Raw genomic sequence first — 13,377 nt, 5'->3', positions numbered from 1 at the left:
ACCGCCGACTTCAGCTCAGATCAAACTTTCTGATACAGCTGACTGCCTTCCTGCTTGAAGCGCTCGGCCTGTTCGGCCATGCCCTGGGCAACGTCCACGTCGACCGCTTCGATCCGTTGGTTGGCCGCATACTCGCGGACTTCCTGGGTGATCTTCATCGAGCAGAATTTCGGCCCGCACATCGAGCAGAAATGCGCGACCTTGGCCGAATCCTTCGGCAGGGTTTCATCGTGATACGAACGCGCGGTGTCCGGATCCAGGCCCAGGTTGAACTGGTCTTCCCAGCGGAATTCGAAACGCGCCTTGCTCAAGGCATTGTCGCGGATCTGTGCGCCCGGGTGCCCCTTCGCCAGATCGGCGGCATGCGCGGCGATCTTGTAGGTGATGATCCCGGTCTTCACGTCATCCTTGTTCGGCAGGCCCAGGTGTTCCTTCGGTGTCACGTAGCAGAGCATGGCGCAACCGAACCAGCCGATCATCGCCGCACCGATGCCGGAGGTGATGTGGTCGTAGCCCGGTGCGATGTCGGTGGTCAGCGGGCCGAGGGTGTAGAACGGCGCCTCGTCGCAGCACTCCAGCTGCTTGTCCATATTCTCTTTGATCAACTGCATCGGCACGTGGCCCGGGCCTTCGATCATGCACTGCACGTCGTGCTTCCAGGCAATCTTGGTCAGCTCGCCAAGGGTCTCCAGTTCGCCGAACTGCGCTTCGTCGTTAGCGTCGGCAATCGAGCCCGGACGCAGGCCATCGCCGAGCGAGAAGCTGACGTCGTAGGCCTTCATGATTTCGCAGATGTCTTCGAAATGGGTGTAGAGGAAGTTCTCTTTGTGATGCGCCAGGCACCACTTGGCCATGATCGAACCGCCACGGGAGACGATGCCGGTCACGCGCTTGGCGGTCATCGGCACGTAGCGCAACAGCACGCCGGCGTGGATGGTGAAGTAGTCGACGCCCTGCTCGGCCTGTTCGATCAGCGTGTCGCGGAACAGCTCCCAGGTCAGGTCTTCGGCCACGCCGCCGACTTTTTCCAGGGCCTGGTAGATCGGCACCGTACCGATCGGCACCGGCGAGTTACGGATGATCCACTCGCGGGTTTCGTGGATGTGCTTGCCGGTGGACAGGTCCATGACCGTGTCCGAACCCCAGCGAATGCCCCAGGTCAGTTTCGCCACTTCTTCTTCGATGGACGAACCCAGGGCGCTGTTGCCGATGTTGCCGTTGATCTTCACCAGGAAGTTACGGCCGATGATCATCGGTTCCAGTTCGGTGTGGTTGATGTTGGCCGGAATGATCGCGCGGCCACGGGCGATTTCGTCACGGACGAATTCGGGGGTGATGATTTTCGGCACGCTGGCGCCGAAGCTGTGGCCGGCGTGTTGCTGGTCCAGCAGGCCGGCGGCGCGGGCCACTTCCAGCTTCATGTTTTCGCGGATGGCGACGTATTCCATCTCGGCGGTGATGATGCCTTGGCGCGCGTAGTGCATCTGGCTGACGTTGGCGCCCGGCTTGGCGCGACGCGGGTTGTTGACGTGGGCGAAGCGCAGCTTTGTCAGCTCAGGATCGGCAAGGCGTTCCTGGCCGAAATTCGAACTCAGGCCGCTCAGGCGCTCGGTGTCGCCACGGGATTCGATCCACGGCGAACGCACGTCGGCCAGGCCTTTGCGCACGTCGATGATGACGTTGGGGTCGGTGTACGGGCCCGAGGTGTCGTACACCACGACCGGTGCATTGATCTCGCCGCCGAAGTCGGTCGGCGTCACATCAAGGCTGATTTCGCGCATCGGCACGAGGATGTCCGGGCGAGTGCCCTGGACATAGATTTTTTGCGAGCGGGTAAACGGCTGAACCGATTGCTGATCGACCTTGGCCGAGTCACTCAGGTTGGTGGCGATTTTTGATTTTGTAGTCATCACGGGCTCTCCAGACACACATCCAGGCAGTGGATTTTTGTCGGAGCGAACCTGTAAACGAATGGACGCACGGGCGCTGGAGAAACCAGCTGTGCTGTGCTCAGTGCTCGAGGGGTGTTCGATTGTCGAACAACATCCCGGACGAAGCACAAGAGGACTCGCCGGGTGACGAGAAATCTTGTTCCCTACGCAGGCGCTAACCTGATCAGGTTCAACGGGATCCGAAATTATTCGATCTCAGCCTCATAGCAAGGCACCCCGACAAGAACCCGGCCAGTCTAGACACAACTGGCAAAGAACGCCAACCCCACTGCAATTACCGTGATGAATGGCGTAATTACACGCAGTATCAGGATTGTTGCGGCCCCAATGCACAACTACACTCGCTACGCTGAGCCGCTCATTGACGCTGTCAAACCATGGCCTTAGCCTTGGCGCTCAAATTACCTCTGTAATATCAATTCTAGGGATCGTCTATGCTGCGCAAACTCTCACTGGCCCTCGCCGTGTCTTGTGCGTCCAACGGAATGGCCTGGGCAGCAGATGCGCCCTTATCGGCCAAGACGGACCTGGTCAGCGTTTATCAGGAAGCCGTCAACAACAACGCCGACCTGGCGGCTGCCATCGCCCAATACGGCGCGCAGAAAGAAGTCGTGCCCCAGGCCCGCGCCGGGCTGCTGCCGAACCTCTCGGGCGGCGCCAATGTTGCCGAGGTGCGTACGTCGCTCGATCAACCTTCGGGCACGACCAACCGCGATGCTCATTCCTACCAGGCCACTTTGGCGCAACCTTTGTTCCGCGCCGATCGCTGGTTCCAGTTCCAGGCCGCCAAGGAAGTCAACGAACAGGCTGCCCTGCAACTTTCGGCGACCGAGCAAAACCTGATCCTGCAAACCGCTGACAGCTATTTCAACGTGCTGCGCAGCCAGGACAACCTGGCCTCGACAAAGGCCGAAGAAGCGGCGTTCAAACGCCAGCTCGATCAATCCAACGAGCGTTTCGATGTCGGCCTCTCGGACAAGACCGACGTATTGAACTCACAGGCCAGCTACGACACCGCACGCGCCAACCGCATCGTTGCGCAGCGCCAGGTGGACGACGCCTTTGAAGCATTGATCACCCTGACCAACCGCCAGTACAACTCGATCTGGGGCATCAGCCATAACCTGCCGATCCTGCCGCCAGTACCGAACGACGCCAAGGCCTGGGTCGAAACCGCGGGCAGGCAGAACCTCAATCTGTTGGCCAGCAACTATGCCGTCAGCGCCGCCGAACAAACTGTCAAGCAGCGCAGGTCCGGGCACTTGCCAACGGTTGACGCGGTCGCCAAGTACGAGAAAGGCGACAACGATGCGCTGGGCTTCAGCAATCCGGTTCCCTTGGGCCAACCCTACGGCGGCAACGTCGAGCAAACGACCGTGGGCCTGCAACTGAATATCCCGATCTACAGCGGCGGCCTGATCAACTCCCAGGTGCGTCAGTCCTATGCACAACTGGACCAGACCGAGCAGCAACGCGAATCCCTGCGCCGCAGCATCGTGGAAAACACCCGTGACCTGCACCGCGCGGTGAACACCGATGTCGAGCAGGTACAGGCGCGCAAGCAATCGATCATCTCCAACCAGAGCGCGGTGGAAGCGACTGAAATCGGCTATCAGGTGGGTACGCGAAACATCGTCGACGTGCTGGATGCGCAGCGTCAGCTCTACACCTCGGTACGCGACTACAACAACACCCGTTACGACTACATCCTCGACAACCTGCGCTTGAAGCAACAGGCCGGCACGTTGAATCCGGGGGATCTGCAAGTCCTGGCACGCTGGCTCAATCCGAACTACAACCCGGACAAGGACTTCCTGCCACCGGATCTGGCCAAGGCGGCAGAGGAGCAGTTGAAAGCGCGACCTGATCAGTAAAAACCAAAGATCGCAGCCTGCGGCAGCTCCTACAGGATGAATATCAATCCCGTGCAGGAGCTGCCGCAGGCTGCGATCCTTTTCTGTCCGACGACTCGGTCTATTGGCCGATCAACCGCCCCAACCCGTCCAGCAAGCGCTGCAATGCGCCCTGATTGGTGCGCATCACTTTCAACCCGGCCTCTGCCATGCGCTGCGCATCTCGCGGCAGTTCGAACAGCCGCTGCACCGCCACCGCCAGCCCTTCGGCATCCTCCACTTCCTGCAACGCCCCGGCAGTGCGCAACTGCGCGGCAATTTCGAGGAAGTTGAAAAGATGCGGACCGCTCAATACCGGTTTAGCCAAGGCTGCTGGCTCCAGCAAATTATGCCCGCCATTCGGCACCAGGCTGCCGCCGACGAATGCGCTGTCAGCCAGGGCGTAGAGAAACAGCAACTCGCCCATGGTGTCGCCCAGCAGCACTGAAGTATTTGCGCTGACCGCATCGCCACTGGAACGGCGGACCGTGGCAAACCCCTGTTGCTGGCACAACCCGAACACCGAATTGAAGCGCTCCGGATGACGCGGTACCAGAATCAGCAGGGCATCGGGGTGACTGGCCAACAACTGACGATGAGCCGCCAGCACCACCTCGTCTTCGCCGTCATGGGTACTGGCCGCGATCCACACCGGTCGTTCCAGTGCCCGCCATTGCCCGCGCAGTTCAACAGCGCGTTCCAGCAGTTGCGGGTCGATGGTCAGGTCGAACTTGATCGAACCGGTTACTTCGACGGTTTCGTTCCGGGCGCCCAGGTTGCGCAAGCGTTGCGCCTCGGCTTCGGTCTGCACCGCGAACAGGCTCATCTCGGCCAGCATCGGCTGGGTCAGCCTGGGGAACCGGCCATAGCCCCTGGCCGAACGCTCGGACAGCCGCGCATTGGCCAGTGCCACGGGGATCCCGCGCTTGGCGCATTGATGGATATGGTTGGGCCACAGTTCGGTTTCCATGATCACCGCCAGTTTCGGCTGGACCCGATCGAGGAAGCGCCGGGCAGCGCAAGGCAGGTCGTAAGGCAGATAACAGTGCTGGATGCGCGGCTCATTGGCGAACAGTGCATGGATGCGTTCCGAACCGGTCGGCGTCATGCAGGTCACGGTGATCGGCAGATCCGGATAACGCGCCAGCAAGGCGCGGATCATCGGCGCGGCCGCAATGCTTTCGCCCACCGACACGGCGTGCACCCAGATGCCGCCCGGTTTCATCGCCGGCATTCCGTAGGAAAAGCGCTCGCCGATACGCCTGGCATAAGCCGGCGCCTTGCGCGCGCGCAGCCAAAGCCGAATCGCTACCAATGGCAGCCCCAGATAAAACAGCGCGGTGTAGAGAGTTCTATTCATGGCGGCGGAGTTTATCGGCTTTTTCGCCTATCGCCTGCAAGTGCACGGCAAAACGTTCGGCGAGCCAGCGCGCGGCCGGACCGAGCGGTTCATCCCGGCGCCATACCAGCTCCACCACCAGGGCCGGCGGGGTCCACTCGCTGACCAGCTCGACCATCTGGTTCTGATAGGTCGGGTACTGCACTACGTGGCGCGGCAACCAGGCCCAGCCGAGGCCGCGCACCAGCCATTCGGCCATCACATAGAAACTGTCGGCACGCCAGACCTGCGGGCTGGCCGGATCACTGCCGGGATAAATGCTCGACTCCGTGGACATCAGCAACTGCCGATGTTGCGCCAGCTGCTGGCCGTCCACTGCACTTTTGCGCGCCAACGGATGATCCTTGCCGCACACCGTAACCATTTCCACGCTGCCCAGCACCCGCCGCTCAAGCGCCTCGGGAATCTGATCGTGAAAGAACAGCAACCCCAAGTCGGCGCGCCGCTCCACTAGTTTGCGCGCCACATCGCCTTGGGCGGCGCTGGTCAACTGCACTTCAAGGCTGGGAAATTTTTCCGCCAGGGCCTCGAAGCTTTCGATGATCGGCTGATAAGGCATCGCCTCATCCTGCGCCACACGCAGTCGCGCTTCCTGCCCGCGCATCATCGCCAGCGCCCGGCCATTGAGTCGTTCGCACTGGCGCAATACTTCCCGCGCTTCGTCCAGCAAAGCGGTACCGGCTTCAGTGAGTTTCGGCTGACGACCGCTGCTGCGGTCGAACAGGCTGACGCCCAGGTCTTCTTCCAGCAACGCTATCGAACTGCTGACCGCCGACTGCGCCTTGCGCTGATCCCGCGCCACGGCAGAAAACGAACGCTGCTCCGCTACGCTGACAAACAACCGCAGCTGCTCCAGATTCCATTGCATGCTCATGGCCCAACCCATCTTCTAAACAGATAGGTAATGACTTTACCGCATCTGGCGAATCTCTAGAATGCCGACCTCAGAGAGCAACACTTCACACGAGGATTGACCCATGACCGCTTACTACTACCTGGCCATAGCCATCTGCGCCGAAGTGATTGCCACTGTTTCGATGAAAGCGGTCAAAGGCTTCAGCACCCCGCTGCCACTGGTGCTGGTCATCGTCGGTTACGGGATCGCCTTCTGGATGTTGACCCTGGTGGTGCGCAGCGTTCCGGTGGGCGTGGCGTACGCCGTGTGGGCCGGCATGGGGATCGTGATGGTCAGCGTCGCCGCGCTGTTTATCTATGGGCAGAAGCTGGACGTGCCGGCGATGCTGGGGATGGCGTTGATTGTGCTGGGCGTCGTGGTTATCCAGCTGTTCTCCAAGACTGCCGGGCATTGATAAAAAGATCGCAGCCTGCGGCAGCTCCTACAAAGGCAGACCGGACCCACCCGTAGGAGCTGCCGCAGGCTGCGATCCTTTTCCCGTCTCAGCTCCAATCCATGAATCTGTATACTGCGCCCTCGTCTTGAACACTGAGGTCGCCGAATGCCATCCGTTATTTCCACCGACGTGCTGATTGTCGGCGCTGGTGTCGCCGGCCTCTGGCTGAATGCGCGCCTGCGTCGCCAGGGTTTTTCGACCGTGCTGGTGGAAAGCGCCAGCCTCGGCGGCGGGCAGAGCGTGAAGTCCCAGGGCATCATCCATGGCGGCGCCAAATACGCGCTGCATGGTGCCCTGACCGGTGCCTCGGAAGCCATCGCCGACATGCCACGTCGCTGGCGTGAAGCCTTGGCCGGTAACGGCGAGCTGGACCTGTCCGGCGTACGCCTGCTGTCCGAAGCCCATTACCTCTGGTCCCCCGGCACCCTCGCCGGCAACCTCACCAGTTTCTTTGCCAGCAAAGCCGTGCGCGGTCGCGTCGATCAGGTCAAGGGCGAGCAATTGCCGCCAGCCCTGCAAGACAAGCGCTTCAAGGGCAAGGTCTATCGCCTGGCGGAACTGGTGGTCGATGTGCCGAGCCTGATCCAGCGCCTGGCCGACCTGGCCGGCGATGGCTTGCTCGCCGGCCAGACGATCGAGCCGCTGCTCGAAGGCGGCGTGCTGGTCGGCCTGAAGGTGGACGAGCGCGAGATCCGTGCCCAGCGCATCGTCCTGAGCGCCGGCGCCGGAACCGCGGCATTGCTCGAAACGCTGGGCCTGAGCCAGCCCGCCATGCAGCGCCGCCCGTTGCACATGATCATCGCCAAGGGGCCAAGCCTCAAACCGCTGTACGCCCACTGCCTGGGTGGTGGCACCAAACCGCGCATCACCGTGACCACGCACCCGGCGGCGGATGGCCAATGGGTCTGGTACCTGGGCGGCGATATCGCGGAATCCGAAGGCGTGACCCGTGAACCCGCCGAGCAGATCGCCACCGCACAGAAAGAACTCGGCCAATTGCTGCCATGGATCGACCTGAGCACGGTGCAATGGGCGACCTTGCGCGTGGATCGCGCCGAACCGCTGCAATCAGGCCTGACCCGTCCCGACAACGCCTTTGTGGCCGAGGAAGGTCGACTGCTGGTGGGCTGGCCGACCAAGCTCGCCCTGGCACCGGACTTCGCCGACCGCGTCATCGCCAGCCTGACCCGCGACGGTATCCGGCCAAGCCACCCGGCAGCGCTGCCTGAACTGCCTAAGCCACCGATGGGCGTACCCGCCTGGGAGCAACTGCTGCCATGAGCCAACCGACCCTGCACGACTTGCATCGCCCGCTGGGCAGCACCGGCCTGCTGGTTTCCCCCCTGGGCCTGGGCACGGTGAAACTGGGCCGCGACCAAGGGGTGAAGTACCCCAACGGCTTCCAGATTCCCGATGACGACGAAGCACGCATGCTGCTCAAACTCGCCCGCGACCTGGGCATCAACCTGATCGATACCGCCCCGGCCTACGGTCGCAGCGAAGAACGCCTGGGCCCGTTGCTGAGCGGCCAGCGTCAGGATTGGGTGATTGTCAGCAAGGTCGGCGAAGAGTTTGCCGACGGCCAGTCCCGTCACGATTTCAGCGCCGCACACACACGTATGTCGGTGGAGCGCAGCCTGCAACGCCTGGAAACAGACTTCATCGACCTGGTGCTGGTTCACTCCGATGGTAATGACCTGGCGATCCTCAATGACTGCGAAGTCTATGACACCCTCGCCGAGCTCAAGGCCGAAGGCAAGATTCTCGGTTTCGGCTTTTCCGGCAAAACCGTCGACGGCGGCCTGAAAGCGCTCGAGCAAGGCGACTGCGCGATGGTCACCTACAATCTCAACGAACAAAACGAGAAGGCCGTCATTGACTATGCTGCTGCACACGGCAAAGCCATTCTGGTCAAGAAAGCCCTCGCCAGTGGTCATGTCTGCCTGAGTCCGGGCGTGGATCCGGTGCGCGCCAGTTTCGAGTTGTTGTTTGAACATCCGGGTGTTGCCAGTGCTATTGTCGGGACCATCAATCCGCTGCACCTCGCCCACAATGTCGCGACCGTTGCCCAGGTCCTACGTAGCCACTGACGCCGCCCACGCGGCCTTAAGCAGGAGCCGACATGTCGCGTACGCTCATCAGAAAGAACCCGAGCAACTTCAAGACCCTGCCGTTATTCGTCGAAGCGACCCCCGAAGGCCTGGCTTACCAGAGCGTCGGCAGGCCGCTGAATTTCTCCCAGACCCTGCAACGTCGTCGGCCGGTGACGGTTGGCGACAGCGAACGGTTTGCCCTGGAACTGGCCAACCTCGGGGTTTCGGTGCGCCTGACCCTGCATTGGCAGAATCGCGACTATTGGGTGCTGGTGCGCCAACGCCGGCAGGACCGCGGCGATGTGGTGCTCAAGCTGATCTCCGGGTACGTGCCGGCCCATGAACTGAACCTGCCCTTGCACACGGCGATCCAGGAGATAGCCGAAGAGTGCCTGTTGGAAACCCCGGAAGGCTGGCTCGGTGGGCGCTTCAATGACACCTGGCTGCCGACGCCCTACTCGGCCGCCCTGCATTACCGCGAAGCCCTGCCGTTTCGCTTGTCGCCACTGTCCGGCTCGGCGCGGCCGGTACGTTGCGCCAACCTGATGCTGATAGAGCGCCCGCGGGCTTACGTGCATTTGCCAACCGCCTCGCTGCAACTGATCTACGACTTGCGCCTGGACGTTCCCAAGGATGCCAAATCCCTGAGCCTGTTCCATGTCGACGAACGACTGGAAGGTGATCAACTCGTCGCCCGCCTCGACCGCAAGCGCCCCGATCTGTACTTGATGCCCTTGCAGGACGGCCACCCGATGGCTGAGCTCTACACCTTGAAAAAGGATCAGCTATACCCTGCCAGCACGCGCGGACTGTACCTGGCCGAGAGTTTTGCCCGACAGGAGGGCTGGCTGGTTCGCGACGAACGAATTCGCTGGAAGGACTGGGTGAGGCAGCAGGGTCTGACCCCGCCGGGGAAGGATTCGGGCCTGGCGCGATTGCGCGGCAAGGCCAAATTGCTGCTGAAGAAAATTGTGCCGCGCAAGGCGGCACGATAGCAAGAACCAGGAGCGGGGCTTTTGTGGCGAGGGAGCTTGTTCCCGCTCGGCTGCGCAGCAGTCGTGAAACCACCAGACGCGGTCCGCCTGAAAAACCGCGGTGCATGGCTTTGGGGCCGCTACGCGACCCAGCGGGAGCAAGCTCCCTCGCCACAATCAAGACTTGCGGATCTTCTCGACAATGGCAGTAGTGGAGCTGTTTTCCACCAGCCCCAGCACTTTCACGGTACCGCCGTAGGCCGTCACAATGTCCGCGCCGACCACCTGGTCGATCCCGTAGTCGCCGCCCTTGACCAACACGTCCGGCTTGACCGCGCTCAGCAGGTTTTCCGGAGTGCCTTCCGAGAAGCTGATCACCCAGTCAACCGCCCCCAGGCCGGCCAGTACGGCCATGCGCCGGTCGACACTGTTGATCGGACGGCCCGGCCCTTTCAGGCGGCTGACCGATGCATCGTCGTTGATCGCCACGATCAGGCGATCGCCCTGGGCCCGCGCCTGTTCCAGATAGGTCACGTGACCGGCGTGCAGGATGTCGAAGCAACCGTTGGTGAACACGATCCGCTCGTTGTGCGCGCGGGCGTCATCGACCGCCAGCAACAGCTGTTCAAGACCCAGCACTCCACGCTCGGAACCCTCCTCGCGCTGAATCGCACGACGCAGTTCCGGTGCACTGATGGCTGCCGTACCCAGTTTGCCGACCACGATACCCGCCGCCAGGTTAGCCAGGGCCACCGCATGGGGCAGTTCTTCGCCAGCGGCAATCGCGGCCGCCAGGGTGGAAATCACTGTGTCACCGGCACCGGTCACGTCGAACACTTCACGGGCCCGGGCCGGCAGGTGCAGCGCCGGATGATCCGGGCGCAGCAAGGTCATGCCGTGCTCGCCACGGGTCACCAGCAAGGCACCGAGGTCCAGGTCGTGCATCAACTGCGCGCCCTTGCTCACCAATTCGTGCTCGTCGGCGCAACCACCGACGATGGTTTCGAATTCGTTGAGGTTTGGCGTGATCAGGCTCGCCCCGCGGTAGATCGAGAAATCCTTGCCCTTGGGATCGGCCAGCACCGGGATGCCACGGGCACGGGCGGCCTGGATCAGCGCCTGATGGTTTTTCAGCGCGCCTTTGCCGTAGTCGGACAGCACCAGCACCTTGATGCCTTCGAGCAACTCGTCGACCTGCGCGGCCAGCGCCAGCGCGTCGGTGGCGAAGGGTTCTTCGAAGTCGATACGCAGCAGTTGCTGGTGGCGGCTCATGACCCGCAGCTTGACGATGGTCGGCTGGTGCGCAATGCGCTGGAAGATGGCCCGCACGCCGGCGCCCTTGAGGCTGTTGACCAGGCTGTTGGCGGCTTCATCGTCGCCGGTTACACCGACCAGCGAGGCTGGAGCCCCCAGGGCGGCAATGTTCAAGGCAACGTTGGCAGCACCGCCCGGGCGGTCTTCGATGTGATCGACCTTGACCACCGGCACCGGTGCCTCAGGAGAAATCCGTGAGGTACCACCATGCCAGTAACGGTCGAGCATGACATCGCCGACTACCAAGACAGGGGCTTGATCGAATCGCGGCATGGACAACTTCATGGTGCAACCCACATACAGAATGAACAGGGGCGCGATATTAACACAGGGTTGGTGTCGGCTAGTGCGGTGGCTGCAACCGGATGATTCGCCGGGGTTTATTGCTCATTTTTTGAGCAAAAAATCCGCCAGACGACAGCACGTTGCCGAGATTTATTCCGGCTTGGTCAAGAAGCGTAATGGTCTGGATACAAATCACCGGACGCGTTGCACGCCAGGAGTGTGAAAGGGCGAGCCAGGCTCGCCCTTTCGGGGTCAGGCGATGTCTTCGGCCGGGGCGTCGAGGCCCATCGCGTTGAGGCGCGAGTAGTAGCCGTTTTGCGCCAGCAGTTGTTCATGGGTGCCGCGCTCGACGATTTTCCCCTGATCCATGACCAGGATCAGGTCGGCCTTCTCGATGGTCGACAGGCGGTGAGCGATCACCAGCGTGGTGCGACCTTTCATGACATGATCCAGGGCTGCCTGGATATGCCGCTCGGACTCGGTATCGAGTGCCGAAGTCGCCTCATCGAGAATCAGCAGCGGAGCATTCTTCAACAGTGCCCGGGCAATCGCCAGGCGCTGGCGCTGGCCACCGGACAGCAGCACGCCGTTTTCCCCGACCTGGGTGTCCAGGCCTTCGGGCAATTGGGCAATGAAGTCCATCGCGTAGGCATCCTTGGCCGCTTTCTCGATGTCTTCACGGGGTGCGCCAGCCAGGTCGCCATAAGCGATGTTGTTGGCCACGGTGTCGCTGAACAGGGTCACGTGCTGAGTCACCTGGGCGATATGCCGACGCAGGTTCAACAGCTTGTACTGTTCCACTTCGACGCCATCGATGAGGATTTCGCCCTTGTCGTGGTGATAGAAACGCGGAATCAGATTGGCCAGGGTCGACTTGCCGCTGCCCGAACGCCCCACCAGCGCCACCATTTGCCCGGGCTCGACCGAGAAACTGATGTCATTGAGCACCTGACGCTCGGTATCAGGGTAGGTAAAGCTGAGGTTGCGCACGTCCAGGCGACCGCTGACGACATCACGCTCGACGGTGCCGGTATCGACTTCAGGCTCGACATCCAGTTGCTCGAAGATACTTTCGGCACCGGCCACGCCCTTCTGGATGGTCGAGCTGACTTCGGACAGCTGGCGAATCGGCTTGGGCAGCAGGCCAGCAAGGGTGATGTAGGCCACCATGTCGCCAGCGGACGCATCGCCCCGCAGGAACAGCACCAGGAACATCAGCACGGCCATGGCGGTGTAGATCACCAGTTGCAGCAACGGCGTGTAGATGGCGCCGGTGCGGGTCATGCGCAATTGCTTGTCGGTGTTGCCCTGGCTGGCATCGAAGAAGCGTTTCTCTTCGTACTTTTCACCGCCAAAGCTGCGCACCACGCGATAGCCCTGGATCGTTTCGGACGCCACATGCGTCACGTCCCCCATGGCCAGCTGGATCTTCTTGCTCTGCTTGCGGAATTTCTTGCTGGCCGTGCGCACCATGAGGGCGATCAGCGGCAGGATGGCGACCATGACCAGCGTCAGGCGCCAGTTCATGTACAACAGCGAGGCAAACAGGAAGATCACCGTCATGCCTTCACGGATTACGACCTTGATCGCATCTGTTGCCGCCCCCGTGACCATGGTCACGTTGAAGGTGATACGGGAAATCAGGTGCCCCGAGTTATGCTTGTCGAAATACCGGTTTGGCAACACCAGCAGGTTGTTGAACAACTGGACCCGCAAGTCATGGACCAGGCCCAGGGAAACCTTGGCCAGGAAATAGTTGCCCAGGTACGATCCCAACCCCTGCCACGCGGCGATCAGGATGATCAACAACGGCACCGCCTGTAGCAGTTGCAGATCCCGCAGGTAGGGCACGGTTGGAAACAGCACCGCTTCAGGATTGGATAGACCGTCGACGAAGTACTTCAGGATGTAGCCCAGCATTGGCTGCGTCGAAGCGAAAATCAGAAAACCGACGATGCTGATCAGGAACAGGCTGATATACGGCCGGACATAGCCGAGCAGGCGGAAGTAGATTTTCAAGCTCGATGGGCTTGCGCAGAGACTGGAGTCGGTCATATCACGCGAATGTCGATGAAAAGGACGCTGACTTTACCACAGCTTCCCCAGGGTTCTGGCA

The 13,377-nt window shown here is 61.5% G+C and carries 10 protein-coding genes and 1 riboswitch; of the genes, 5 read left to right on the top strand and 5 right to left on the bottom strand.

Annotation, left to right across the window (positions count from 1 at the left end):
* Nucleotides 1-20: 20 nt before the first annotated feature.
* A complete protein-coding gene (gene thiC, locus AB4O40_RS19960; RefSeq protein WP_056725516.1) occupies nucleotides 21-1,910 on the bottom strand; it encodes a phosphomethylpyrimidine synthase ThiC in 1,890 nt (629 codons plus the stop codon).
* Nucleotides 1,911-2,075: 165 nt separating this feature from the next.
* Nucleotides 2,076-2,181: riboswitch (TPP riboswitch) on the bottom strand.
* A gap of 205 nt (nucleotides 2,182-2,386) precedes the next feature.
* Between thiC and AB4O40_RS19955 the strand changes: the two genes are divergently transcribed.
* Nucleotides 2,387-3,826: a TolC family outer membrane protein gene (locus AB4O40_RS19955; RefSeq protein ID WP_056725518.1), complete on the top strand. Its 1,440-nt coding sequence runs from the start codon at nucleotides 2,387-2,389 to the stop codon at nucleotides 3,824-3,826.
* A 100-nt stretch (nucleotides 3,827-3,926) separates the two neighbouring features.
* On the opposite strand, the gene waaA is transcribed toward AB4O40_RS19955, so the two are convergent.
* Together waaA and AB4O40_RS19945 are read right to left on the bottom strand one after the other, a co-directional pair.
* A complete protein-coding gene (gene waaA / locus AB4O40_RS19950; RefSeq protein ID WP_223541738.1) occupies nucleotides 3,927-5,204 on the bottom strand; it encodes a lipid IV(A) 3-deoxy-D-manno-octulosonic acid transferase in 1,278 nt (425 codons plus the stop codon).
* Nucleotides 5,197-6,117, bottom strand: coding sequence for a LysR family transcriptional regulator (locus tag AB4O40_RS19945; RefSeq protein ID WP_460053579.1), 921 nt, complete (start codon nucleotides 6,115-6,117; stop codon nucleotides 5,197-5,199). Before AB4O40_RS19945 ends, waaA begins: the two co-directional genes overlap by 8 nt.
* A 103-nt stretch (nucleotides 6,118-6,220) precedes the next feature.
* Between AB4O40_RS19945 and AB4O40_RS19940 the strand changes: the two genes are divergently transcribed.
* The 4 genes from AB4O40_RS19940 (at nucleotide 6,221) to AB4O40_RS19925 (ending at nucleotide 9,683) form a co-directional block, all read left to right on the top strand.
* Nucleotides 6,221-6,553: a DMT family transporter gene (locus AB4O40_RS19940; protein WP_015093202.1), complete on the top strand. Its 333-nt coding sequence runs from the start codon at nucleotides 6,221-6,223 to the stop codon at nucleotides 6,551-6,553.
* Between the two features lie 147 nt (nucleotides 6,554-6,700).
* On the top strand, nucleotides 6,701-7,876 hold the full coding sequence (locus AB4O40_RS19935; RefSeq protein ID WP_223541739.1) for an NAD(P)/FAD-dependent oxidoreductase: 1,176 nt from the start codon (nucleotides 6,701-6,703) through the stop codon (nucleotides 7,874-7,876).
* A complete protein-coding gene (locus AB4O40_RS19930) occupies nucleotides 7,873-8,685 on the top strand; it encodes an aldo/keto reductase (protein ID WP_223541740.1) in 813 nt (270 codons plus the stop codon). Before AB4O40_RS19935 ends, AB4O40_RS19930 begins: the two co-directional genes overlap by 4 nt.
* A 32-nt stretch (nucleotides 8,686-8,717) precedes the next feature.
* Entirely contained in the window at nucleotides 8,718-9,683 is a 966-nt protein-coding gene (locus AB4O40_RS19925) for a metal ABC transporter ATPase (RefSeq protein ID WP_223541741.1), read from the top strand.
* A gap of 156 nt (nucleotides 9,684-9,839) precedes the next feature.
* Here AB4O40_RS19925 and hldE read toward each other — a convergent pair whose 3' ends face one another.
* Together hldE and msbA are read right to left on the bottom strand one after the other, a co-directional pair.
* Nucleotides 9,840-11,261 carry a bifunctional D-glycero-beta-D-manno-heptose-7-phosphate kinase/D-glycero-beta-D-manno-heptose 1-phosphate adenylyltransferase HldE gene (gene hldE, locus AB4O40_RS19920; protein WP_046039763.1) on the bottom strand — a complete coding sequence of 474 codons (1,422 nt, stop codon included), beginning with the start codon at nucleotides 11,259-11,261 and terminating at the stop codon, nucleotides 9,840-9,842.
* Nucleotides 11,262-11,513: 252 nt separating this feature from the next.
* On the bottom strand, nucleotides 11,514-13,316 hold the full coding sequence (gene msbA / locus AB4O40_RS19915; RefSeq protein WP_056725526.1) for a lipid A export permease/ATP-binding protein MsbA: 1,803 nt from the start codon (nucleotides 13,314-13,316) through the stop codon (nucleotides 11,514-11,516).
* Nucleotides 13,317-13,377: the final 61 nt, after the last annotated feature.

This window comes from Pseudomonas sp. S2_F07 (assembly GCF_054668325.1).
Note: the sequence above shows the minus strand (reverse complement) of the source record. Positions and strands in the feature narration are given on the sequence as shown.

Bases quoted from the DNA above. Each gene is read 5' to 3' on its own strand.
- hldE (WP_046039763.1), bottom strand. From the start codon at position 11,261: ATGAAGTTGTCCATGCCGCGATTCGATCAAGCCCCTGTCTTGGTAGTC.
- AB4O40_RS19925 (WP_223541741.1), top strand. From the start codon at position 8,718: ATGTCGCGTACGCTCATCAGAAAGAACCCGAGCAACTTCAAGACCCTG.
- AB4O40_RS19940 (WP_015093202.1), top strand. From the start codon at position 6,221: ATGACCGCTTACTACTACCTGGCCATAGCCATCTGCGCCGAAGTGATT.
- AB4O40_RS19945 (WP_460053579.1), bottom strand. From the start codon at position 6,117: ATGAGCATGCAATGGAATCTGGAGCAGCTGCGGTTGTTTGTCAGCGTA.
- waaA (WP_223541738.1), bottom strand. From the start codon at position 5,204: ATGAATAGAACTCTCTACACCGCGCTGTTTTATCTGGGGCTGCCATTG.
- AB4O40_RS19935 (WP_223541739.1), top strand. From the start codon at position 6,701: ATGCCATCCGTTATTTCCACCGACGTGCTGATTGTCGGCGCTGGTGTC.
- msbA (WP_056725526.1), bottom strand. From the start codon at position 13,316: ATGACCGACTCCAGTCTCTGCGCAAGCCCATCGAGCTTGAAAATCTAC.
- thiC (WP_056725516.1), bottom strand. From the start codon at position 1,910: ATGACTACAAAATCAAAAATCGCCACCAACCTGAGTGACTCGGCCAAG.
- AB4O40_RS19930 (WP_223541740.1), top strand. From the start codon at position 7,873: ATGAGCCAACCGACCCTGCACGACTTGCATCGCCCGCTGGGCAGCACC.
- AB4O40_RS19955 (WP_056725518.1), top strand. From the start codon at position 2,387: ATGCTGCGCAAACTCTCACTGGCCCTCGCCGTGTCTTGTGCGTCCAAC.